General features: G+C 40.2%; 23 protein-coding genes and 1 pseudogene. 19 read left to right on the top strand and 5 right to left on the bottom strand.

The annotated features are described in order from the left end of the window. Window positions 1–26: 26 nt before the first annotated feature. Entirely contained in the window at window positions 27–509 is a 483-nt protein-coding gene (locus HRT96_RS17095; RefSeq protein WP_293146155.1) for a YajQ family cyclic di-GMP-binding protein, read from the top strand. An 85-nt stretch (window positions 510–594) separates the two neighbouring features. Here HRT96_RS17095 and HRT96_RS17100 read toward each other — a convergent pair whose 3' ends face one another. Together HRT96_RS17100 and HRT96_RS17105 are read right to left on the bottom strand one after the other, a co-directional pair. Next, a complete protein-coding gene (locus HRT96_RS17100; protein WP_293159195.1) occupies window positions 595–1,920 on the bottom strand; it encodes an MFS transporter in 1,326 nt (441 codons plus the stop codon). 182 nt (window positions 1,921–2,102) lie between these two features. Then, window positions 2,103–2,444 (bottom strand): hypothetical protein, encoded by a 342-nt coding sequence (locus HRT96_RS17105; protein WP_293159154.1) that lies wholly within the window; start codon window positions 2,442–2,444, stop codon window positions 2,103–2,105. Window positions 2,445–2,794: 350 nt separating this feature from the next. Between HRT96_RS17105 and HRT96_RS17110 the strand changes: the two genes are divergently transcribed. Further along, complete coding sequence (locus HRT96_RS17110) at window positions 2,795–3,319, top strand: peptidylprolyl isomerase (protein ID WP_293159197.1); 525 nt, start codon at window positions 2,795–2,797, stop codon at window positions 3,317–3,319. Between the two features lie 148 nt (window positions 3,320–3,467). Here HRT96_RS17110 and HRT96_RS17115 read toward each other — a convergent pair whose 3' ends face one another. Together HRT96_RS17115 and HRT96_RS17120 are read right to left on the bottom strand one after the other, a co-directional pair. Then, the gene (locus tag HRT96_RS17115; RefSeq protein WP_293159156.1) at window positions 3,468–4,028 is read right to left on the bottom strand and encodes a YajG family lipoprotein; all 561 of its coding nucleotides are present in this window, start codon (window positions 4,026–4,028) and stop codon (window positions 3,468–3,470) included. A gap of 1 nt (window position 4,029) precedes the next feature. Beyond that, window positions 4,030–5,157 carry a methyltransferase gene (locus HRT96_RS17120; protein ID WP_293159158.1) on the bottom strand — a complete coding sequence of 376 codons (1,128 nt, stop codon included), beginning with the start codon at window positions 5,155–5,157 and terminating at the stop codon, window positions 4,030–4,032. Window positions 5,158–5,230: 73 nt separating this feature from the next. Between HRT96_RS17120 and HRT96_RS17125 the strand changes: the two genes are divergently transcribed. The 11 genes and pseudogenes from HRT96_RS17125 to dinB all read left to right on the top strand — a co-directional run bounded on the left by HRT96_RS17125 (window position 5,231) and on the right by dinB (window position 15,294). Next, complete coding sequence (locus tag HRT96_RS17125; protein WP_293131431.1) at window positions 5,231–5,542, top strand: BolA family transcriptional regulator; 312 nt, start codon at window positions 5,231–5,233, stop codon at window positions 5,540–5,542. A gap of 413 nt (window positions 5,543–5,955) precedes the next feature. Beyond that, window positions 5,956–7,296 carry a Na(+)-translocating NADH-quinone reductase subunit A gene (locus tag HRT96_RS17130; protein WP_293159198.1) on the top strand — a complete coding sequence of 447 codons (1,341 nt, stop codon included), beginning with the start codon at window positions 5,956–5,958 and terminating at the stop codon, window positions 7,294–7,296. Between the two features lie 2 nt (window positions 7,297–7,298). Then, complete coding sequence (locus HRT96_RS17135) at window positions 7,299–8,507, top strand: NADH:ubiquinone reductase (Na(+)-transporting) subunit B (RefSeq protein ID WP_293159160.1); 1,209 nt, start codon at window positions 7,299–7,301, stop codon at window positions 8,505–8,507. Beyond that, window positions 8,500–9,273 carry a Na(+)-translocating NADH-quinone reductase subunit C gene (locus HRT96_RS17140; RefSeq protein ID WP_293159162.1) on the top strand — a complete coding sequence of 258 codons (774 nt, stop codon included), beginning with the start codon at window positions 8,500–8,502 and terminating at the stop codon, window positions 9,271–9,273. The genes HRT96_RS17135 and HRT96_RS17140 overlap by 8 nt, the downstream gene beginning before the upstream one ends. Further along, a complete protein-coding gene (locus HRT96_RS17145; RefSeq protein WP_293159164.1) occupies window positions 9,266–9,895 on the top strand; it encodes an NADH:ubiquinone reductase (Na(+)-transporting) subunit D in 630 nt (209 codons plus the stop codon). Before HRT96_RS17140 ends, HRT96_RS17145 begins: the two co-directional genes overlap by 8 nt. Window positions 9,896–9,898: 3 nt before the next feature. After that, a complete protein-coding gene (gene nqrE, locus HRT96_RS17150; protein WP_293159166.1) occupies window positions 9,899–10,507 on the top strand; it encodes an NADH:ubiquinone reductase (Na(+)-transporting) subunit E in 609 nt (202 codons plus the stop codon). Between the two features lie 48 nt (window positions 10,508–10,555). Further along, window positions 10,556–11,776, top strand: a complete 1,221-nt coding sequence (gene nqrF / locus HRT96_RS17155; RefSeq protein ID WP_293159168.1) for an NADH:ubiquinone reductase (Na(+)-transporting) subunit F — start codon at window positions 10,556–10,558, stop codon at window positions 11,774–11,776. Window positions 11,777–11,782: 6 nt separating this feature from the next. Continuing rightward, window positions 11,783–12,811: an FAD:protein FMN transferase gene (locus tag HRT96_RS17160; RefSeq protein WP_366052086.1), complete on the top strand. Its 1,029-nt coding sequence runs from the start codon at window positions 11,783–11,785 to the stop codon at window positions 12,809–12,811. Between the two features lie 8 nt (window positions 12,812–12,819). After that, on the top strand, window positions 12,820–13,044 hold the full coding sequence (nqrM, locus tag HRT96_RS17165; RefSeq protein ID WP_293159170.1) for a (Na+)-NQR maturation NqrM: 225 nt from the start codon (window positions 12,820–12,822) through the stop codon (window positions 13,042–13,044). Between the two features lie 328 nt (window positions 13,045–13,372). Further along, window positions 13,373–14,025, top strand: a pseudogene (ompW, locus tag HRT96_RS17170) (outer membrane protein OmpW). 216 nt (window positions 14,026–14,241) lie between these two features. Continuing rightward, window positions 14,242–15,294, top strand: coding sequence for a DNA polymerase IV (gene dinB / locus HRT96_RS17175; RefSeq protein WP_293159172.1), 1,053 nt, complete (start codon window positions 14,242–14,244; stop codon window positions 15,292–15,294). A 90-nt stretch (window positions 15,295–15,384) separates the two neighbouring features. Here dinB and HRT96_RS17180 read toward each other — a convergent pair whose 3' ends face one another. Beyond that, window positions 15,385–15,723, bottom strand: a complete 339-nt coding sequence (locus HRT96_RS17180) for a DUF1971 domain-containing protein (RefSeq protein ID WP_293159174.1) — start codon at window positions 15,721–15,723, stop codon at window positions 15,385–15,387. Between the two features lie 178 nt (window positions 15,724–15,901). On the opposite strand from HRT96_RS17180, the gene HRT96_RS17185 reads away from it, so the two are divergent. The 6 genes from HRT96_RS17185 (at window position 15,902) to cysQ (ending at window position 22,656) form a co-directional block, all read left to right on the top strand. Continuing rightward, on the top strand, window positions 15,902–16,918 hold the full coding sequence (locus tag HRT96_RS17185; RefSeq protein ID WP_293159175.1) for a lipoate--protein ligase: 1,017 nt from the start codon (window positions 15,902–15,904) through the stop codon (window positions 16,916–16,918). A 148-nt stretch (window positions 16,919–17,066) separates the two neighbouring features. Next, entirely contained in the window at window positions 17,067–17,975 is a 909-nt protein-coding gene (gene cysD, locus HRT96_RS17190) for a sulfate adenylyltransferase subunit CysD (RefSeq protein WP_293132256.1), read from the top strand. Between the two features lie 15 nt (window positions 17,976–17,990). Further along, window positions 17,991–19,412, top strand: a complete 1,422-nt coding sequence (cysN, locus tag HRT96_RS17195) for a sulfate adenylyltransferase subunit CysN (protein WP_293159177.1) — start codon at window positions 17,991–17,993, stop codon at window positions 19,410–19,412. 9 nt (window positions 19,413–19,421) lie between these two features. Then, entirely contained in the window at window positions 19,422–21,152 is a 1,731-nt protein-coding gene (locus tag HRT96_RS17200) for an SLC13 family permease (protein WP_293159179.1), read from the top strand. A gap of 7 nt (window positions 21,153–21,159) precedes the next feature. Beyond that, complete coding sequence (cysC, locus tag HRT96_RS17205) at window positions 21,160–21,795, top strand: adenylyl-sulfate kinase (protein WP_293159181.1); 636 nt, start codon at window positions 21,160–21,162, stop codon at window positions 21,793–21,795. Window positions 21,796–21,867: 72 nt separating this feature from the next. Then, on the top strand, window positions 21,868–22,656 hold the full coding sequence (cysQ, locus tag HRT96_RS17210) for a 3'(2'),5'-bisphosphate nucleotidase CysQ (RefSeq protein ID WP_293159183.1): 789 nt from the start codon (window positions 21,868–21,870) through the stop codon (window positions 22,654–22,656). Window positions 22,657–22,785 lie beyond the last annotated feature (129 nt).

The following is a 22,785-nucleotide window of genomic DNA, read 5'->3' on the forward strand; positions in this document are numbered from 1 at the left end:
CCCATTATAAATGATAGGATATGAAGATGCCTCAATTTGATATTATTTCTGAAGTTGACATGGTTGAAGTGAAGAACGCAACCGACAATGCAAACCGTGAATTAAGCACACGTTTTGATTTTCGTGGTGTTGATGCAAGTTTTGAACTAATTAAAGAAAAAGTAAAAATGCGCACAGATGAAGATATGCAACTTCGTCAAATGGCTGATATTTTACGCAGTGCTTTAGTAAAACGTAATATTGATTCATCGTCGATGAGCGTAGGTAAAACTGAATTTTCAGGTAAAACTTGCAGTGCAGACGTTGAGTTTTTACAAGGTATCGAAGGCGCAGTTGCTAAGAAAGTTGTAAAATCAATTAAAGACAGCAAGATTAAAGTGCAAGTATCTATTCAAGGCGACAAAGTGCGCGTTGTAGGTAAAAAGCGTGATGACTTACAAGCTGTTATGCAACACATCAGAGCTGCTGAACTAGGTCAACCGTTCCAGTTTGATAACCAAAGAGATTAGGCGCTGAGCGTTAAATTTTAAAGTGACTGAGTGAAAATAGTCATAAAAGCCTAATGCGTGGATACGCGTTAGGCTTTTTTTATGGCTATGATTCAATCCATTTAAAGCGCTTAGTCGTCTGCATGTACATGAGCACGACAATAAAGACCACTGGGATTATGCCTAATACCGCGGTGCCAATAAAAAAGGCGGAATAATCCCACGCATCAACAATCACGCCAGAGAAACCAGCAATAAATTTCGGTAGTAAAACCATGATTGATGAGAATAGCGCATATTGAGTTGCGGTAAACTGGGTATTGGTTAAGCGTGATAAAAACACCACAAACGCGCAAGTAGCAATACCCGCACTTAAGTTGTCAGCGCTGATCACCAAGGTTAATAACAGCTGGGCAGGGTCTTGTGTTTGCAACCAAGTATCTGGCAGCACCAACGCCAGTACCGTCATTAATTGACTGGTTGCCATACTGCCGGCCATCCAATGAAACAGCACATTGGTTAATGCAGAAAGTACACCGCCGAGTAATAAGATCGACAATAACCCGAAACCACTAACTAATAGGCCGCCTAATCCAGCACCTATTAATGTCATTATCACACCAAAGACTTTTGATATTGCTGCAACTTCGGCTTTTGAATAACCCATATCGACATAAAACGGATTGGCCATGATCCCCATGACAATGTCACTGATACGATAAGTGATAACAATGCCAAGTAGCAGTAGACAGGTTTTACCGTAACGTTGAAATAGGTCGGTAAGCGGGTTCACTATGCCAGTGATGAGAAACTCACGGACATTGTGAACAGCTTGGATCTGATGCTTGGCGATGGGTTCTTTAGACAGTAAAGTTGCCAATACCCCAAATAACATGAACAATGCCATACAAGCATAAGCGAACTGCCAGGCCGCCGCATTGTAGACTGCGCTATTATCATAAAATGCGGCAATGGCTAATGAACCCGCACCAGCCACTATCATGGCAATACGATAACCTGTCATGTAAGTGGCAGCCATTGCCCCTTGTAAGTGCGTATCGGCACTTTCAATTCGAAAGGCATCGACAACAACATCTTGGGTTGCGGAAAAGATGGCTAAGCCAAGTGAGGCGATAATGAATAAGATCACACTTTGTTGCGGATCTTGAGTCGCCATAATCATTAACATGGCAATGATCATGATTTGAGTAAACAGCAGCCAGCTTCGACGTCGTCCGAGTTTGTTATGCAGCCAGGGCAGTTGAAATTGGTCGATCAACGGTGACCAAACCCATTTAAAGCTATAAGTAAGGGCTATCCAACTAAAGAAACCAATGCTGGCACGTTCTACACCTGCTTCACGTAGCCAAAATGACAATGTCGAAAAGACCAGCAGGATAGGTAATCCAGAGGAGAAACCAAATAATCCCATAAACAGTACTCGGGGATTAAGGTAAATAGATAAGGTTTGAAGAATAGTCGGCAATGTCAGCAGTCCATCTAACGTAAGTATTTGCTGATACTACCGTATTTTTATGAATTAAATAAGCCCGACAGCAGACTGGGCTTGGTTTATTCTATGTATGTAATCATTAACTATGAGTAATAGCGAAATCAGTCCAAGTATTCCGTGATAGGTCGAATACCAATACAGTTGTATGGTTTAACGCCTTGACCTTGTAAAAATAAAGCACCGGTATGTAATTGCTGGCGCAATATACGGTTGGCAAAAATCTGTTGGCTTGACCAATTTTTTAGCTCAAATAGCAGGAACCAAAAAACCTCTTCCTTGCAGCTATCGGTAGACTCATCGTAAATATCCAAATTGTCCCATTCTCGTAATGTATCCCATAGAAAATGGTTTAATTGCGAATAACTCAGTTTCCTCATTAGAAAAAAGTCTAGGTATTCAGCTAAAATGCCAGATTTCTCGTCAATGAACTTTTTCGCTGCCATGCCAATATCCTTATTTGTTAGTATCTGATTTTAATCCTAGACTAAAAAGTTACACTGTCATTAAGTAGCGTATTGTTAATGCAGACTGATGAGAAAAGTGTGAATGATCTCAAAAAATTGGTTTTAGTCAGCGATCAACTTAAAAAATTAACAACATTTCGTTTTTATGGCATAAACTCGGTCAACAATTTTTAACTTATTGATTGTGCACTTTGAGGTAGCTTGGATATATATATCAAACATCTGATATAGTGCGAGTAATACGCTTATTTTTATCACGGAATGGAAGTTACATCATGCGATTAAATCATTTTTTTACCAAATTACTGTTAATTTTGTGCTCAACATTTATGGTTAATACTGCATTTGCAGCTGAGACTAAAGCCCTAATCAAAACCAATCTGGGTGATATTACGGTTGAGCTATACCCAGAACAAGCGCCTGTATCTGTTGCTAACTTTATCAACTATGTTGAAAGTGATTTTTATAGTGGCATTATTTTTCACCGTGTGATCCCTGGATTTATGGCTCAAACGGGTGGTTTTAATGAAAATCTAGAAAAGCAGATATCAGGAAAGCCAGTCATTAATGAAGCAAATAATGGCTTAAGTAATGAGCGTGGCACGCTGGCGTTAGCACGTACTAACAATCCTAACTCGGCGACATCACAGTTTTTTATTAATCTCAAAAATAATAACTTTTTAAATCGTTCGGGTTCAAGCCCATCACAAGCGGGTTATGCTGTATTTGGTCGTGTGGTAGGTGGAATGGATGTGGTGGATAAAATAGCAAAACAACCAACAGGTAAAAAGAAGTATTACAGTGATGTACCATTAACAAACATTGTGATTGAGAGCATTACGATGTTGAAGTAGTCTTGCGCATTACAGATAGAGTTACAGCGATACTTACAAGTACAGCGTAAGAAAATAAAAAGCCTCGCAGGGTGTCTTACTATAAGGCATCAATTGCGAGGCTTTTTGGTATCGTATTATAGTAAAAACTATTACGTCATCAGTAGCATTAATGCGTTAAGTAATCACTGATTTGTTGATCATTAAATACATCGTTTAGTAGGGACGATAATTGCTGAGAAAACTTAGCTTCCAAATCACTCATTGATGGGCTAAACGCGCCCGTTAATATCGATGCACTACGAAATTGTTTTGTCAGTGTTTGACCTTGATTCTCAATTGAGATAATCAAAACTAACGTTGAATCTGCTTGATGCTCGAAGCTATCTTGTTGCACATCGATCCGCGCCGTTTGCAACTCAAGATTAATGGCGATATCTGCTTGTGGTGAAAACCGTAACCCTTGTTGCTCCCAGCCTTGTTGTAGCTTGGCTGTAGTCAGGTTAATCAGTGAGCTTTGGTTATTCAGTAGCTGTGCAGGTTCACCGACTTTGTGGATCGCAATCAAGTAATTTGCATCACGAATATCTTTGCTCGTTAGGCTAACCTGAGTGTCGCTATATTGCGTTGTCAGTGGTGCTAGCTCAGTCGTAATATTAACTTGTTGAGGCGCACTGGTGCAGGCGGTTAATAATACTAAACTGGCAGTTAATAGTAGTTTTTTCAGCATGTTATTTTTGCGCCTTAATGATCACAAACTTGGCGTTTGATGCAATAACTTCATGATTATCAAATAAACGGTCAAGTTTAATATGATAGTCAAGATGACGGTTACCAACAATGTAAAGTGCGCCGCCCCAAGCTAATGCTCGGTGGGCATCTTTAAACATTTGCCATGCAATATGGTCTGTAATGGCTTTTTCTTGGTGAAATGGAGGATTACATAACACCAAATCCACACTGTGTGGTTCGTAATCGTAAAGACAATTATTTACTAAGAATTCAACATCCGGTTCGTGGCTGGCAATATTGGCCGCTGCATTTTCTTTCGCTGATGCAATTGCCATGAATGATTCATCAACAAAAGTGATTTTAGCTTGTGGGTTTAAGCGGGCAGCGGTAATACCGATAACACCATTACCACAACCTAGGTCGATAATATGTTGATATTCACCTTTTGGTAAATACTGCATAAAGAAGTTGCCGCCAATATCTAAATTGTTACGTGAAAATACATTGGCATGATTAGATAACGAGATATTTGTTTTTGCCACATCCCAAGTCACTGGTGCTGGGATCTCTAATGCTTTCGTTTCTGTGATCGTCGCGAAGATCAAACGCGATTTTTTCTTCGCTAATGATGTTTTCGTCTCGCCAAGGTATTTTTCAAATAACGCTAAGGTAGAATTATGAATATCTTTGGCTTTTGCACCCGCAATAATCGTCGTGTTTGGTGTAACAACGTGGCTAAGCATGGCAAGTTGGTGTTCTAATAGAGACAAAGTGCGTGGGATCTTGATTAATACTAAATCAACATTTTCTGGTAAGGCTGCAAGACAGTCTTGGACTTTTACTTGTTCTGTGTTTAACTCATTTTCATCTAGATTTTGCGCGATTGCCGCGTGGCTGATCCATGAGTCACTCACGGTGGTGACGTTATGCTGATTATAAGCACACGTAAGTGCACCAAAACTATCATTAAAGATAAGTACTGAAGATTGTTTAGCAAGCGTTAAATCTGCAACGGTATTAATAATATATTCATCGGCAGAATCCCATGCTTGCAGTTGCTCAACGCTACGTTTAGGGTAGCGGTACAAAGATAATTCGGTACTTTCAAGAGATAGTTCAGTGTTCATAGTATGTTCCAGTTAAGGTTGATCGTGCATTTTACACTGTTATTTTACTAAATATATAAAGAAGAGGTTTTAAATGTCATTAGGTAACGATATTAAACAGCAATTATTGGCGAGTTTTGATATTCAACATTTAGACGTGATTTGTGACAGCCATAAACACAATGTGCCACCAGGAACTGAAATTCACTTTTCAGTAGTGATCGTCGCCACCGAATTTGACGGTAAAATGTTAATTGCGCGTCATCGGATGGTGAATACGGCGCTGGTAGCTCAATTTGAAGCGGGTATCCATGCGCTATCAATTCATGCCTATACGCCGGAACAATGGGCTAAAAAAAATGATCAAGATCAAAAAATACCAGAATCTCCTGATTGTTTAGGCTAATAATCATTTAATTTACATAAATGATTAATTATATGTTAACGGTTGTGGGTGAATGTTAATTTTCAAACGTGTTTTTTCAATTAATTGAGATATGGTTAGATATGACTAAAATCAGTCTAACAAAACAGTTTTTTCCATTGAATGGATTTTTTAGTATATTCTAATTAATCTTAAGTTATTGTTTTAAATTGTTTTATATTGATCTTCGTTATGCAGGAATAAGTTTGTTTTAGTAAGTGCCCGTTACATGATGAAGTGCAAGCAATCGTCTTAAATTAGTGCTAGAATAACCCCAAATTTTTTGTTAATAAAAACACACTACCTTGTGAATGCCTATTTGTGGGTATTTTCGTGTGTGGTTTTTGTTAGCAGAAGTGTTCTTTATCTTCCTAAAAAAAGTAGTGCATGTGAGTATGATTACGATAAAAAAAGGATTGGATCTACCTATCGCAGGTAAACCTGAGCAAGTGATTCATGATGGCCCTGCTATCAAACGAGTTGCTGTTCTAGGTGAAGAGTATATTGGAATGCGTCCAACGATGAAAATTAAAGTTGGTGATCGTGTTAAGAAAGGTCAGGTTCTTTTTGAAGACAAAAAGACACCAGGCGTAAAATATACTGCCTTCGCTGCAGGAACAATTGCTGAAGTTAACCGTGGTGCTAAGCGGGTCTTACAATCGGTAGTGATTGACGTAGACGGTAACGAGAGTGAGAAGTTCGCTCAGTTCAACTCAACTGAAATTGCTAATCTTGACCGCGATGTAGTGGTTAAAAATCTTGTAGACTCAGGTTTATGGACTGCATTACGCACTCGTCCGTTTAGCCGTGTTCCTGCAATTGATAGTAACGCATCAGCAATCTTCGTTACGGCAATGGATACTAATCCATTAGCTGCAGATGCTGCATTAATTATTAATCAAAACAGTGATGCATTTGTTGATGGTTTAAATGTTATTTCACTTTTAACAAGCGGTAAAGTTTACGTTTGTAAAGCGGAAGGTATATTACCTAAATCAACGGCATCAAATGTTGAAGAGCAAGCATTTTCTGGCCCTCATCCTGCTGGCCTTGCTGGTACACATATCCATTTATTAGAATCAGCAGGTACAAACCGTACTGTTTGGTCTATTGGCTATCAAGATGTTATCGCTTTCGGTAAGTTATTCACTACTGGTGAACTACATACTGACCGTGTTATTTCACTCGCAGGCCCTGCGGTGAAAAATCCACGTTTAATTAGTACTCGTCTAGGTGCATCAATTACAGAATTAACTGCAAGTGAACTTAATGCTGGTGACAATCGCATTATTTCAGGTTCTGTATTAAACGGTGTTAAATCTGACGGTGTACATGCTTATATTGGTCGTTACCACAACCAAATCAGTGTATTAGCTGAAGGCCGTGAGAAAGAATTCCTTGGTTACATGAAACCAGGTAGTGATAAATTCTCAGTAACTAACGTATTTACTTCTGCTTTCAACCGCGCACGTCAATTTAGCTTTACTACAACCACTGGTGGTAGTGATCGTGCAATGATGCCAATTGGTAACTATGAGCGCGTTATGCCATTAGATATCTTACCAACGATGTTACTACGTTCATTGTTAACGGGTGATACAGACGAAGCGATTACGTTAGGTTGTCTTGAATTAGACGAAGAAGATTTAGCGTTATGTACTTTTACTTGCCCAGGTAAGTACGACTTTGGTCCAATTCTACGTAATTGTCTAGCGACAATTGAGAAGGAAGGTTAAGCATGGGTCTTAAGAATTATATCGAAGGGATGGAACATCACTTCGAACCAGGCGGTAAACACGAAAAATGGTTTGCCTTGTATGAAGCTGTTGCAACTGGCTTATTTACACCTGGCTTTGTAACAAAAGGTAAAACACACGTACGTGATAATATCGATTTAAAACGTATCATGATCTTAGTGTGGATGTGTGCCCTACCTATGGTTTTCTGGGGTATGTACAATATTGGTGCTCAAGCAAATACGGCTATTGCATCAGGTGCGGGAACGCCATTCGACGATTGGCATGTTGCTTTACTTAGTGCGCTTGGCGTGACTATGGGTGAGGGCGCCGGCGTCATAGCAAGTATGCTATATGGCGCGGTTTACTTCCTTCCTATTTACGCGACAGTGTTTATAGTAGGCGGTTTCTGGGAAGTTTTATTTGCCGCCGTGCGTAAGCATGAAGTAAATGAAGGTTTCTTCGTAACATCTATCCTATTTGCACTTATCCTGCCTGCGAACATTCCATTATGGCAAGCCGCTGTCGGTATTACTTTCGGTGTTGTAATTGCCAAAGAAGTATTCGGTGGTACAGGTAAGAACTTCTTAAACCCTGCATTAGCAGGTCGTGCGTTCTTATTCTTCGCTTACCCATCAGATATTTCAGGTGATGCTGTTTGGACTGCGGTTGATGGTTTCTCTGGTGCTACAGCACTAAGCTCTGCTGCTGCTGGCGGCCTCGAAGGTCTAACAAGTTCACTGACTTGGGCTGACGCATTCATTGGTAACATGCAAGGTTCTACAGGTGAAGTATCAGCGTTAATTATCTTATTATCGGGTAGTGTATTACTTTTCGCAGGTATTGCATCTTGGAGAATTGTTGCTGGTGTATTTATTGGTATGGTAGCAACAAGCTTACTATTCAATATGATCGGTTCTGATACTAATCCTATGTTTGAAGTACCATTCTATTGGCATTTAGTTATCGGTGGCTTTGCGTTTGGTATGATGTTCATGGCGACTGATCCGGTATCAGCTTCATTTACTGAAAACGGTAAATGGGCATACGGTCTTCTTATCGGCTTAATGGTTGTACTGATTCGTGTAGTTAACCCTGCATTCCCAGAAGGTATGATGCTAGCAATCTTATTTGCTAACTTATTCGCACCTCTATTTGATCACTTTGTTGTTCAAGCTAACATTAAACGGAGACTTGCACGCAATGGCTAGTAAAGAAACTCCACTGAAAACTATCGCAGTCGTTACGGCGCTGTGTTTAGTATGTTCAATCATCGTATCTGGCGCAGCTGTAGGCTTACGTGATGCTCAAAATGCTAACAAGGCATTAGATAAGCAAACTAACTTACTTTCTGTTGCTGGCAAGTTAGAAGAAAATGCGAACGTTGGCGAGATTTACGCTCAGTTTGTTGAAGCTAAATTTGTTGATTTAAGTACGGGTGAGTATGTTGAAGAAAATGCTGCGACATTTGATCAACTTAAAAACGTAAAAGATCTAGCGAAAAGTACCGACCTAACAGGTAAAGATGTTGCTGGTATTAAACGACGTTCAAATGTTGCTGATGTTTATCTTGTAAAAGATGCACAAGGTAACGTTGAATCTTACGTTCTGCCTGTATACGGTCGTGGTCTGTGGTCAACGATGTATGCATTCGTTGCAATCGACAAAGATGGCAAAACAGTGATACGCATTCAGTACTATGACCAAGGTGAAACTCCGGGTCTAGGTGGCGAAGTGTTAAATCCTCTGTGGACAGCCAAATGGGAAGGCAAACAACTATTCGATGCGAATGGTGATGTTGCAATCCGTGTCGTGAAAGGTGGTGGTCAAGATAAGACTTTGTCTGGTATTGATGGTTTATCTGGTGCGACGCTAACTAGCCAAGGTGTTGAAAATACATTCCAGTTCTGGATTGGTGACAATGGTTTTGGTCCTTTCTTGAAGAAATTGCAAAGCGGAGGCTTAAACAATGGCTAAGTCTGAGTTAAGAGAAGTTGTTACCTCACCCATCGTTACTAACAACCCGATTGCACTACAAATCTTAGGTGTTTGTTCTGCATTGGCTGTGACAACTAAGATGGAAACTGCATTAGTGATGACACTAGCGGTAATGTTGGTAACAGCATTTTCAAGTTTCTTTATCTCGTTAGTGCGTAACATGATCCCGAATAGCGTGCGTATTATTGTGCAAATGGCGATCATTGCATCACTTGTAATCGTTGTTGACCAAGTACTTAAAGCGGTAGCGTTCCAGTTATCAAAAGAGCTTTCGGTATTCGTTGGTCTGATCATTACAAACTGTATCGTAATGGGTCGTGCTGAAGCATATGCAATGAAGAATAAACCTCTACCAAGTTTCTTAGATGGTATCGGTAACGGTTTAGGTTACGGTGCTATCTTACTTGCTGTTGCGACAGTGCGTGAAATATTTGGTTCAGGTACTTGGTTTGGTATTGAAATTTTACCACTAATCCAAAACGGTGGTTGGTACCAGTCAAATGGCTTATTACTACTTCCGCCAAGTGCATTCTTCATCATTGGTTTATTGATTTGGGCTCTACGTACGTGGAAACCAGAACAAGTTGAGCCAAAGGGGTAAACGATGGAACATTATATTAGTTTGTTCGTACGTGCTATTTTCATTGAAAACTTAGCATTATCATTCTTCTTAGGTATGTGTACATTCCTTGCGGTATCTAAGAAAGTGACAACAGCGATTGGCCTTGGTATAGCAGTAACCGCTGTACTTACTATTTCAATCCCTGTTAACCAAGTTATCTATAGTGGCGTACTTGCTCCAGGTGCACTTGCATGGGCTGGTTTCCCAGAAGCAGATTTAAGCTTCCTCGGTTTCATCACGTTCATTGGTGTAATTGCTGCACTAGTACAAATCTTAGAGATGGTATTAGATAAATACTTACCAGCTCTATATAACGCACTGGGTATTTTCCTACCGTTGATCACAGTAAACTGTGCAATCTTCGGTGGTGTATCTTTCATGGTACAGCGTGACTACAACTTCACAGAATCAGTCGTTTATGGTTTTGGTAGTGGTCTCGGTTGGATGTTAGCTATCGTTGCGATGGCTGGTCTTCGTGAGAAAATGAAATATTCAGATGTGCCAGATGGACTACGTGGACTAGGCATTACCTTTATTACAGCAGGTCTTATGGCGCTAGGTTTCATGTCATTTTCTGGTATTCAGTTATAACAAACAGCTGGCTTCGGTCAGCATGTTTCAAGAGCAAAGGATAAGTCGATGGAAATCATTCTCGGCGTAGTCATGTTCACGGTTATCGTTTTGGCACTAGTAACAGTAATTCTGTTTGCTAAGTCTAAACTGGTAAGTGAAGGTGATATTACAATTAGTATTAACGGTGACCCTGAGAAGTCGGTGGTTACTGGTGCAGGCGGTAAACTTCTAGCTTCACTATCTGCGAGCGGTATTTTCGTTTCTTCAGCTTGTGGTGGCGGTGGCACATGTGGCCAGTGTCGTGTGAAAGTTAAATCGGGTGGTGGTGATATTCTACCAACTGAACTTGATCACATCTCTAAAGGTGAAGCTCGTGAAGGCGAGCGTTTAGCATGTCAAGTTAGCGTAAAAGTTGACATGGACATCGAACTACCAGAAGAGATCTTTGGTGTGAAGAAATGGGAATGTGAAGTTATCTCTAACGATAACAAAGCAACGTTCATTAAAGAGCTTAAAATGGCTATTCCAAACGGCGAAGTGGTTCCTTTCCGCGCCGGTGGTTATATCCAAATTGAAGCGCCTGCTCACCATGTTAAATATTCAGATTATGATATTCCTGAAGAATATCGTGGTGACTGGAAGCACTTTGGCTTCTTTGACATCGAGTCTAAAGTTGATGAAGAAACTATCCGTGCTTATTCTATGGCTAACTGCCCAGAAGAAGCGGGTATCATCATGCTTAACGTGCGTATTGCTACGCCACCGCCGCGTAATCTTTCTTTACCTGCCGGTAAGATGTCTTCGTACATCTTTAGCTTAAAGGCTGGCGATAAAGTAACGATTTCAGGTCCATTTGGTGAGTTCTTCGCGAGAGAAACTGACAATGAAATGGTATTTGTTGGTGGTGGTGCTGGTATGGCGCCTATGCGTTCACACATCTTTGATCAACTTAACCGTCTAAATACAGACCGTAAAGTTTCATTCTGGTATGGTGCTCGTTCTAAGCGTGAAATGTTCTATGTTGAAGATTTCGATATGCTTGCTAAAGAAAACGAAAACTTTGAATGGCATGTCGCATTAAGTGATCCACAACCAGAAGATAACTGGGAAGGTTACACAGGCTTCATCCATAACGTGATCCTTGAAAATTATCTTGCAGATCATGAAGCGCCAGAAGATTGTGAGTACTACATGTGTGGTCCTCCAATGATGAATGCTGCTGTTATCGGCATGCTGAAAGATCTTGGTGTTGAAGATGAAAATATCTTACTCGATGACTTTGGTTAATCGTTTTTGATTCAATTTAAATCGATGTATCGATGGCTAGCTCTGATAGGGCTAGCCATTTTCATTCTTGGTTGTAGTGAGCAAAAAAGTACCGAAGAAGTGCTTTTCTCTGGTCCTACTATGGGTACAACTTATCATATGAAAGTAGTGGGTTTCTCACTGTCTGAACAAGATAAGCAAGATATTCAAGTCGAGATTGATAAACGTTTAGAATTAGTCAACGATCAGATGTCGACTTATCGTCCTAATTCAGAGTTATCGCGCTTTAATCAAAGCGTAGCTGTTACTGGTTTTGAAGTATCACGTGATACCGCAAAAGTTGTGCTAGAAGCTCTTCGTTTGAATAAACTGACGAATGGTGCATTAGATGTAACCGTTGGTCCTTTGGTTAATCTGTGGGGATTTGGCCCAGATAATAAACCGGAAACAATACCGTCACAGCAACAATTAAATACTGTTAATCAACGTATTGGTATTCAGCATTTAGCGGCGACAGAAACAACGTTAAGCAAAGACATTGACGGTTTATACGTTGACTTGTCTTCAATTGCTAAAGGTTATGGCGTTGATGTTATCGCTGAGTACTTTGCTTCTTTAGGGATTGAAAATTACCTGGTTGAAGTGGGCGGTGAACTGCGTATTAATGGTGTTAATGCGCGTGGTATCGATTGGCAAGTTGCGATTGAGAAACCGACGGCTGTTGATCAAAGTGTGCAAGAAGTGATTGCGGTTGGGAACAATGCAATTGCAACATCAGGTGATTACCGTAATTATTACGAGCTTGATGGTGAGCGTTTTGCGCATACAATTGATCCGGTAAGCGGTAGACCGATTAAACATAAGCTGGTTTCTGTGACGGTTATCCATGCTTCATCCATGACTGCTGATGGGTTAGCTACAGCGTTAATGGTGATGGGCGAGAAAGACGGTCTTGAGTTTGCCAAACGGCAAGAATTAGCTGTGTTGATGATCTCGAAGTCAGATTCAGGGTATAATGAAGTGTATACCAAACAGTTCGAACCTTATTTACAATAGAGGCTAATATGGCTTATTTTGCTGCAACATTTGTTATTTTTGCGCTCGTTATTGCGGGTATGTCGATAGGCTATATCGTGCAAAAGAAATCGATCACAGGTAGCTGTGGTGGTATTAGTAACTTAGGCATGGACAAGGCGTGTGATTGCCCCGATCCATGTGATAAGCGTAAAGCTAAAATAGCAAAAGCAGAAGCTAAACAAAAGATGTTAAGTGAAAACCGTATCATCTAGTTTATGCCAAGCATCTAGCTATAAAGTGCAGTTTTGTACTTTATAGCTTTATTCCTATCCTCTCAATTATTCTCTTTATTCTCTTTATTCTCTCCCTCTTTAATATTCCGATTTCAAAAAAACGCTTTTGTATTAATCTAAAACGTATTTTTAATTTTACTCATTAATGAGTATGTTAGCTGTGGTTGATATAGATCAACATCATGTTTTTTGTATGTGGCACAGTGTACCCAAGTTAATGTTTTGTTACAAAATGATGCAAAAGAACATCAAATGTAATCGAATAGTATTTGAAATAATAAACATACCCGAATTGATGGAGCTCCACATGAACAAGAAAATATTATCTGGATTAATCACCGCATCTTTATTATCAGCAACGCTTGCTGCCCCTGCTTTTGCTCATCAACAAGGGGATATTATTGTTCGTGCTGGTGCGCTTATGGTTGCGCCGAATGAGTCAAGTGAAAATGTAGGTGGAGCATTCGGTGAATTTACCGTGAGTGATAATACCCAACTTGGGCTTAACTTTACTTACATGGCAACGGATAATATTGGTATTGAATTGGTAGCTGCAACGCCATTTAAGCATGACGTTGGACTTGACAGTTTGGGTGGTACAATTGCAGAAGTAAATCAACTACCACCAACATTATTAGCGCAATACTACTTTGGTGATTCAGGCTCTAAATTCCGTCCTTATATAGGTGCCGGACTTAACTTTACTGTGTTCTATGATACTAAATTTAATGAAAATGGTACTGACCAAGGTCTAACTGATTTAGATTTGAGTAACTCGGTGGCTTAGCTGCACAAGTCGGTATTGACTATATGATCAATGATAAGTGGTTGGTGAATGCATCGGTAATGTATGCGGATATCAGTACTGATGTGACATTTAAATTAAATGGTGCCGATGTAAAAGCTAAAACAGACATCGATCCATTGGTATACATGGTTAGTATCGGTTATGTATTTTAATTAGCTTTTCCAGTTTCTATTAGCTAAATATGACAAGGTGCATCTGCTCCTTGTTTACCATTCTATTTCGTTCTTATATCTTAATTCCCCAATTGTTCGAATTTTCTTATTTCCTGCTTTTTTCTTATTTAATTATTTGTCCTCTGGCTTAAATGTACTTATAATAACTGGTATTTTATACAGTGCTATTTTACTTGTAATTACTTCGTGAAGGTCATGAGAAAAATAATTCATATCGATATGGATGCGTACTTCGCAAATGTGGAAATACGTGACAATCCTGCTTATAAAGATATTCCTATTGCTATTGGTGGCATGAGTGATCGCCGTGGGGTGATCGCAACGTGCAACTATATCGCCCGCCAATATGGGGTGCGCTCTGCCATGTCTTCTTATAAAGCAATGCAGCTCTGTCCAGATTTAACGTTAGTGCCCTCACGTATGCAGGTATACAAAGAAGTCTCAGCACAGATTCATGAAATATTTTCTCGCTATACCGATTTGATCGAACCCTTATCGTTAGATGAAGCTTATTTAGATGTCTCTGCTTGTAAATTATTTTCTGGTAGTGCCACGTTAATTGCCGAAGACATTCGCCAAACTATCGAGTCTGAGTTGGCACTTACTGCGTCTACAGGCGTTGCTCCAGTCAAGTTTTTAGCTAAGGTAGCATCAGATATTAATAAACCGAATGGACTGTTTGTGATCACGCCATCACAAGTTAAATCCTTTGTGGCAGACTTACCTTTAAATAAGATCCCTGGGGTGGGGAAAGTAACTTGGCAAAAGCTCAATCGTGTTGGTTTGTATACGTGTGCTGATGTGCTTAAATTCCCTGCGGAAGATATTATTGAGAGCTTTGGTAAGTTAGGCCATAGTTTGTTAGAACGCTGTCAAGGTATTGATAATCGCCCTGTTTGTAATGAACGACATCGTAAATCGGTGGGGGTTGAGATTACTCTACCTGAAGATATTGTTACGTTAGAACAGTGCATGGCGTTATTTCCTCAGCTATATCAAACCTTGTTGCAGCGCCTAGCAAAAGCCTCTCCTGATATGCGGATCACTAAACAAGGCGTTAAGCTCAAATTTAATGATTTTACTCTTACCAGTGCTGAGCAAAGCATCACTACGCTCGACGAGCACCTCTTTACTGACTTATATGTACAGGCGATGACAAAGCAAGAACAACGTGGTATTCGTTTAATTGGTTTATATGTCGGCCTTGCTGGTGATCATGACAGTGAGCAGTATAACTTGCTGTTTTAGAAGTGTATTAACTTCAATGAATAAACTTATTTATCCTTTTCTAAGCTATCTGCTATTTCTATATATTCCTAAAAGCTATTAAAAATTAGCTTATTTTCTTGCGTTAAATAGTGGTTGATCTTTCTTGTTGGTCTCAGACCAAAAATTAATATTGAACTGCGCATCATCTGTGATTTCGATACGATGCCAATATTCAGGCGGGCTGGTAGCAAATTGGCCCGCATTGATAACAACTTTAACCTCTGGCTCGTTAGCATGTTCATTGGCAAAGCCATAATAGGTTACCGTTCCTTCCATTACACACAGTTGACCAAATACTCCCTCAGCAGTATTGTGATGCGAGAGTAGTGCTGAAGGTACGTTCCCTTTTGTAAAAAACGGAGTAGAACGCTGTACAGTCCAATTAGCAGGAATTCGTTGATGGCTCATTGTAAACCTCCCCAGTAATACACTGGTATATGAAGATGAATTAATCTTTGTTACTGACCTGAATAACAAAGTTACATTTAAGATACCATATCCCAATCTTTAATCAAGAATAATTCTCATTTGCATTTGGGGTGCGTGTTATAGTTCCCGTATCATTTCAATTAATCGGATAATATTTATGTCAAAAATTCGTGTCCTGCTTTCTACGTCTACCTGCCCGTGGTTTAATCTGGCTGTTGAAGAAACCATCTTCCGTTCTATGTCTGCAAATCAGCGTATATTATTCTTATGGCGTAATGCCGATACGATTGTCATTGGCCGCGCTCAGAACCCATGGAAGGAATGTAATACGCGAAAGATGGAACAAGATAGTATAAAGCTGGCTCGTCGCCAAAGTGGGGGAGGTGCCGTTTTTCATGATTTAGGAAATACTAACTTTACCTTTATGGCTGGTAAGCCAGAGTATAATAAGACGATATCAACCCAAATTGTACTAAATGCACTCAAAAAATTAGGTATTAACGGTAAGGCAACCGGTCGCAATGACTTGGTTGTGACTGTATCTGATGGTGATCGTAAGTTTTCTGGTTCAGCATATCGTGAAACATTAGATCGTGGATTTCACCACGGAACGCTATTACTTAATGCTAATCTGACTCGATTGGAAAATTACCTGTGTCCCGATCCTAAAAAACTAAAAGCCAAAGGTATTACTTCGGTTCGATCACGGGTAATCAACCTTTGCGATATCAATCCAAGTATTAATCATAATATGGTATGTGAAGCTATCACTCAGGAATTTTATGCATATTTTAGTGAGACTGTAGCAATCGAATATATTTCACCTGATACCATTCCCGATTTACCAGGATTCAAAGAAAAATATAGCCAGCAAAGAAGCTGGGATTGGAATTTTGGAAATACATCTAATTTTACTCACTCTTTGGATGAACGCTTTACATGGGGGGGCGTTGAAATCCACTTTGATGTAAGAAAAGCGTACATCTGGCATACACAAATATTCACCGACAGCTTAGACCCGACACCATTGGAAGCCTTATCAAGGCAATTAACAGGCCTAGCGTATACACCAAATGCAGTCGCCAATTGTATTGATGAAATTACCGTACAGTTTCCTGAAAACGCTATTGAACTAAAGGAACTACAAGCGTGGCTCACTTTCGCAATGACCTAATTTAAAGGAATCTATCTGCCCACTCCTTCATTCCTATATTCCTAAAAGTTATTAAGAATCAGTTTATGTTCTTTGGCGGTTATAAGTAAAGGGGCTATATTGATCCAAACGATATGAAATTATCCAATTTGGTCTGATGGAGTAGAAGATGAATCAACAGAGGTTGACCCACCTTAAACAGCTGGAAGCTGAAAGTATCCACATAATCAGGGAAGTTGCGGCAGAGTTTGATAATCCGGTAATGATGTATTCAATCGGTAAAGACTCGTCAGTGATGCTACACCTGGCTCGTAAGGCTTTTTACCCAGGTAAGATCCCGTTTCCATTATTGCATGTTGATACTAACTGGAAGTTTCGCGAAATGATTGAGTTTCGTGATAAGGCCGTTGATAAATACGGTTTTGATCTGTTAGTACACCAAAACCCTGAAGGGATCGCGATGGGCTGTAGCCCGTTTGATCACGGCAGTTCGAAACATACCGATATTATGAAAACCCAAGGGCTGAAGCAAGCGTTAGATAAATACGGTTTTGATGCGGCATTTGGTGGCGCACGACGTGATGAAGAAAAATCGCGTGCCAAAGAGCGTGTGTATTCATTCCGTGATAAGCATCATCGCTGGGATCCAAAAAACCAACGACCTGAATTATGGCGTACTTATAACGGCCAAGTTAATAAAGGTGAAAGCATTCGTGTGTTCCCATTATCAAACTGGACTGAACTGGATATTTGGCAATATATCTACCAAGAACAAATTGAAATTGTGCCACTTTACCTTGCAGCTAAACGTCCTGTTGTAGAGCGTGACGGAGCGCTTATCATGGTTGATGATGATCGCATGAAGTTAAAAGCAGGCGAGAAGATAGAAGAAAAAATGGTGCGTTTTAGAACCCTCGGCTGTTACCCATTAACAGGTGCTGTGGAGTCTGAAGCGACAACATTGCCTGAAATTATTGAAGAGATGTTACTGGCGACGAGCAGTGAACGACAAGGACGTATGATTGACCATGATTCTTCTTCTTCAATGGAACAGAAGAAACGTCAAGGTTATTTCTAGGTAGGAGCAGGGCAAATGAATACTCAAATAGCAAATGAATTAGCACAAACAGATATCGAAACCTACTTACAACAACAGCAGCATAAGAGCTTATTGCGATTTTTAACCTGTGGTAGTGTTGATGATGGTAAAAGCAGTCTGATCGGTCGTTTATTACATGATTCACACCAGATCTATGAAGATCAATTAGCAGCATTGCATGTTGATAGCCAAAAGTCAGGTACTACAGGTGAAGCGATCGATTTAGCCTTATTAGTTGATGGTCTTGCTGCAGAGCGTGAGCAGGGTATTACCATTGATGTGGCATACCGTTATTTCTCGACCTCTACACGTAAGTTTATTATTGCTGATACACCGGGACATGAAGAATACACCCGTAATATGGCAACCGGTGCTTCAACGTGTGATCTTGCGGTGATCTTAATTGATGCGCGTAAAGGGGTGTTAACACAAACTAAACGTCACTCGTATATCGCGTCATTATTGGGTATTAAACATTTTGTTGTGGCCGTGAATAAAATGGATCTGGTTGATTTCTCTGAGCAGCGTTTTGAAGAGATCAAAGAGGAATACTTAGGGTTTAGCGAAAAATTAAATGACATCAGCATTGAATTTACCCCGTTATCGGCATTATTAGGGGATAACGTTGTTGATCGTTCTACGCATACACCTTGGTTTAAAGGCCGTACATTATTAGAATGTTTAGAAGCGGCTGATACGTCAGATGAAACACTGGATAAGCCATTCCGCTTACCTGTGCAATACGTGAATCGCCCTAATCTCGACTTCCGTGGTTTTGCCGGTACGATCTCTGCTGGCCAAATCAGTGTTGGAGATGAAGTCGTTGCTTTACCATCGGGTAAATCAAGTACCGTTAAATCGATTGTTACCTTTGATGGTGACCTCGCCTCTGCACATCAAGATCAAGCGATTACATTAACACTGACTGACGAAATTGATGTGAGTCGTGGTGATATTCTGGTTGCTGTTACTGATCAACCTAAATTATCAGATTTGTTATTGGCGAATGTCGTATGGATGTCAGATCAAGCATTACAAACTGGCCGTCAATATGACATTAAACTGGCGAGTAAAAAAACCACTGGTCAGTTTAATTTGATCCGTCATAAGATCGATGTGAATACCATGGCTGAATCTGCGGCAAGCACATTAGAACTCAATGAAATCGGTTTATGTGAGTTAACGCTGACTGAATTGGTACCTGCTGATATTTATAAAGATGTTTCTGACACGGGCAGCTTTATTGTTATTGACCGTTTAACCAATGTAACTGTTGGTGCCGGTATGATAGAGCAAGTACTTGATGCAACAGTGAGTACTAACTCGCATGAATTTAGTGACTTTGAAGTTGAGTTGAATGCATTAGTGCGTAAGCACTTCCCACAATGGCAAGCTATCGATATTAGCAAGCTGTAGGATGTTGTTATGAATGTGATACAGGGAAGCATTTTAGTCTCACTAGTGATCTTCATTGGTTTGCTTATCTCAGGTAAGTTTCGACCATCGAGTTTATTTGGTGGGATGGTTATTTTAGCTTACTTGTCTGGCGTTATTGAAATGCCACAAGTCATGGCTGGATTTACCAATCCTTCTCTTATCACATTAATTTTATTATTACTCATTTCGATTACCATTGAAAAAACGCGTCTAATTAGCTGGATAGGACGGCAGTTATCCACGGGACGTTTTACGGTGGTGGTTGCTAAACTCGGTATTTCTACCGCGTTACTCTCTTCTTTTACCAATAATACCGCTGTTGTTGCATCACTCATTGGTGCAGTGAAACGTAACAATACCCATGCGCCCACTAAATTACTTATTCCACTTTCTTATGCTGCGATCTTTGGTGGCACGCTGACGCTAATTGGCACATCGACCAATCTGATTGTGAATAGTTTTGTGGTTGATGCTGGGCTTCCCTCATTAGGTTTTTTTGAATTTTCTATTGTCGGTTTAGCTGGTTTTTTTGCGGGCATGATCGTACTTATTACCATGAGTCATCGATTACCCGATCATACCCAAGATGAGAGTGAAGAATTAGTCTATTTTTTAGAAGCACATGTAAAAGCCAATTCAGAGCTGGTTGGAAAAACCGTTGCTGAAAATAATTTACGTGCGTTAAAACAATTATATCTTGCGGAAATACAGCGAGATGGCAATGTTATTTGTCCTGTCTGCCCAGAAGAAGTATTACAAGCAAATGATCAACTACTCTTCTGTGGCGATGTTGATTCGGTCGGTGTACTGCAAGATATTAAAGGATTGAAATTATTTGGCCAAGGTGAACTGAATGGCCAGCATCTCGTTGAAGTGATCATCAGTCATTCCTCCAAATTAAACGGCTTAACCTTAAAAGAAAGTAAATTTAGAGAGCATTTTGATTCTGTGGTAGTGGCTATCCGCCGTGGGCATAGTGCTTTACGCGGAGGCTTAGGTAATGTGCGATTACGTGCGGGTGATACCTTATTATTAGCCCCCGGTGCCGAGTTTAAAAACAGTAAAGATCTGAATCGTGATTTTGTCGTGATCAGTGGTTTAGATGTTGCCACACGGTTAAGTGATAAACGTAGTATTGGCGTATTAGCGGGATTTGTTGGCACGATTGCGTTGGCACTAACGGGTACATTACCGTTATTAAAAGGCTTAGTCATATTCGTATTGCTGCTTTGCATGAGTGGTACTTTATCCCTGCAAGAGATCCGCAGACGCTTACCTGTTGACCTTTGGATTGTGGTGGGCAGTGCGTTAGCGTTATCTAATATGCTAAAAACCAGTGGCGTGTCAGACTTATTAGCGGACTCTTTAATACAAGCTTTGAATGGCTGGGGGGTATTAGCCGCATTTATTGCGACTTATTTTGCGACATTATTATTAAGTGAATTAATCACTAATAATGCCGCTGCCGCCTTGGCATTCCCAATTGCATTTAGTTTGGCCCAAAGTTATGGGGTAAGTGAATTACCTTTCATCATGGCCGTTATCTTTGGCGCCAGTGCCAGTTTTATTTCGCCTTACGGTTATCAAACCAATTTAATGGTTTATAGTGCAGGAAATTATGCGCTATCAGACTACCTTAAACTCGGTGTCCCGACATCGATTGCTTATTCCTCTGTGGTATTAGTAATGATCCCATATGTATTCCCATTTTATCTGTGAGCATGTAATGACAACAACTATTAATGAAAGTAGTGCTGATCCAACAGCAACTGAAAATATCGTGTGGCATCAACATACTGTAGATAAAGCCGCAAGAGCAGCGAACAAACAGCAGCAACCTTGCGTGTTATGGTTTACGGGGTTAAGTGGCTCTGGTAAGTCGACAGTGGCGGGTGCATTAGAGAATGAATTACACAAAGCGGGTTATCATACCTATTTGTTAGACGGCGATAATGTGCGTTTTGGTTTATGTGGTGATCTGGGCTTTAGCGATGATGATCGTAAAGAAAATATTCGCAGAGTAGGAGAAGTAGCAAAATTAATGGTTGATGCCGGTGTTATTGTATTAACTGCCTTTATTTCACCACACCGTCAAGAGCGTGAACTTGTTCGTGCATTATTGGGTGACAGTGAGTTTATCGAAATACATGTTGATGCCGATCTGGCGATTTGTGAACAGCGTGATCCGAAGGGGCTTTATAAGAAAGCGCGAGCAGGTGAAATCAAGAACTTTACTGGTATTGATGCTGTTTATGAAGCGCCAACTAAACCTGAATTGTATCTCGATAATGGCAACAACCCAGTTTCAACCTCAGTTCAACAGATCATGACTTATCTTTCACAGCAAGGTCATATTAAGTAACCGTTTTTTAAGAGTAATATTAAGTGATTTTGTCATGAAATCGTTTGTAAGTAAGGGAGTCGTAGCGAATAAATGGATAGTTCAATAGAGAGTTCAATAGAGAGTTCAATCGATCATTTAGTCAGTCAGGTTAATGATATCGCTGTTGCAGCAGGACAAGAAATATTAACCATCTATCAGCGCGATTTTAAGGTTGATACCAAAGATGATAACTCACCAGTGACAGAAGCCGATATTGCAGCTAATGACATCATTGTTGCCAGTTTACGTACTATTACCCCTGATATCCCCATTTTGTCTGAAGAAGGTGCAAGCATCCCTTGGGACGAAAGAAAGCAATGGCAAACATTTTGGCTTGTTGACCCCTTAGATGGTACTAAAGAGTTTATTAAACGTAATGGTGAATTTACCGTTAATATCGCCTTGATCCATAACCAACAGCCAATATTAGGTGTCGTCTATGCACCGGTATTAGATAAACTCTATTATACAAATACGGATGGTGCTTTTTTATTGCATGGCGGTGAAACCGTTAAGTTAGCGGCGTTACCCATTCCTAATGATGAAGTCGTTAAAGTGGTCGGTTCCCGTTCTCATGCCAGTCCTGAAATGGCATTGTATTTAGCTCGTTATAAAGAAACTGATATTATTCCGGTTGGTAGTTCATTGAAGTTTTGTTTGATTGCCGAAGGGAGTGCACATTGTTATCCACGCTTAGGTCCAACTTGTTGGTGGGATACCGGTGCTGGACATGCGGTTGCTTGTGCGGCCGGAGCCAAAGTAGTGCAACTTGATGGTTCACCGTTACTGTATAACCACCAAGAGTCAGTGCTAAATCCGTTTTTTGTTGTGGCTAAATGATATACCCAAGCTACTTCGAAATGCACAATCAGCAAACCGAAAGAAGAGGATATTCAAGGCATGAAGTTGAGGATTTAGTTATTCTAAATCAAGACTTCATAACGCCGAAGATACCTTCATTCGTTTTGC

The organism is Moritella sp. (assembly GCF_013215705.1).
In the GTDB taxonomy this organism is placed as follows: Bacteria; Pseudomonadota; Gammaproteobacteria; order Enterobacterales; family Moritellaceae; genus Moritella.

Coding starts and splice junctions, on each gene's coding strand:
- HRT96_RS17095 (WP_293146155.1), top strand. CDS start 27: ATGCCTCAATTTGATATTATTTCTGAAGTTGACATGGTTGAAGTGAAG.
- HRT96_RS17100 (WP_293159195.1), bottom strand. CDS start 1,920: ATGGGATTATTTGGTTTCTCCTCTGGATTACCTATCCTGCTGGTCTTT.
- HRT96_RS17105 (WP_293159154.1), bottom strand. CDS start 2,444: ATGGCAGCGAAAAAGTTCATTGACGAGAAATCTGGCATTTTAGCTGAA.
- HRT96_RS17110 (WP_293159197.1), top strand. CDS start 2,795: ATGGTTAATACTGCATTTGCAGCTGAGACTAAAGCCCTAATCAAAACC.
- HRT96_RS17115 (WP_293159156.1), bottom strand. CDS start 4,028: ATGCTGAAAAAACTACTATTAACTGCCAGTTTAGTATTATTAACCGCC.
- HRT96_RS17120 (WP_293159158.1), bottom strand. CDS start 5,157: ATGAACACTGAACTATCTCTTGAAAGTACCGAATTATCTTTGTACCGC.
- HRT96_RS17125 (WP_293131431.1), top strand. CDS start 5,231: ATGTCATTAGGTAACGATATTAAACAGCAATTATTGGCGAGTTTTGAT.
- HRT96_RS17130 (WP_293159198.1), top strand. CDS start 5,956: ATGATTACGATAAAAAAAGGATTGGATCTACCTATCGCAGGTAAACCT.
- HRT96_RS17135 (WP_293159160.1), top strand. CDS start 7,299: ATGGGTCTTAAGAATTATATCGAAGGGATGGAACATCACTTCGAACCA.
- HRT96_RS17140 (WP_293159162.1), top strand. CDS start 8,500: ATGGCTAGTAAAGAAACTCCACTGAAAACTATCGCAGTCGTTACGGCG.
- HRT96_RS17145 (WP_293159164.1), top strand. CDS start 9,266: ATGGCTAAGTCTGAGTTAAGAGAAGTTGTTACCTCACCCATCGTTACT.
- nqrE (WP_293159166.1), top strand. CDS start 9,899: ATGGAACATTATATTAGTTTGTTCGTACGTGCTATTTTCATTGAAAAC.
- nqrF (WP_293159168.1), top strand. CDS start 10,556: ATGGAAATCATTCTCGGCGTAGTCATGTTCACGGTTATCGTTTTGGCA.
- nqrM (WP_293159170.1), top strand. CDS start 12,820: ATGGCTTATTTTGCTGCAACATTTGTTATTTTTGCGCTCGTTATTGCG.
- dinB (WP_293159172.1), top strand. CDS start 14,242: ATGAGAAAAATAATTCATATCGATATGGATGCGTACTTCGCAAATGTG.
- HRT96_RS17180 (WP_293159174.1), bottom strand. CDS start 15,723: ATGAGCCATCAACGAATTCCTGCTAATTGGACTGTACAGCGTTCTACT.
- HRT96_RS17185 (WP_293159175.1), top strand. CDS start 15,902: ATGTCAAAAATTCGTGTCCTGCTTTCTACGTCTACCTGCCCGTGGTTT.
- cysD (WP_293132256.1), top strand. CDS start 17,067: ATGAATCAACAGAGGTTGACCCACCTTAAACAGCTGGAAGCTGAAAGT.
- cysN (WP_293159177.1), top strand. CDS start 17,991: ATGAATACTCAAATAGCAAATGAATTAGCACAAACAGATATCGAAACC.
- HRT96_RS17200 (WP_293159179.1), top strand. CDS start 19,422: ATGAATGTGATACAGGGAAGCATTTTAGTCTCACTAGTGATCTTCATT.
- cysC (WP_293159181.1), top strand. CDS start 21,160: ATGACAACAACTATTAATGAAAGTAGTGCTGATCCAACAGCAACTGAA.
- cysQ (WP_293159183.1), top strand. CDS start 21,868: ATGGATAGTTCAATAGAGAGTTCAATAGAGAGTTCAATCGATCATTTA.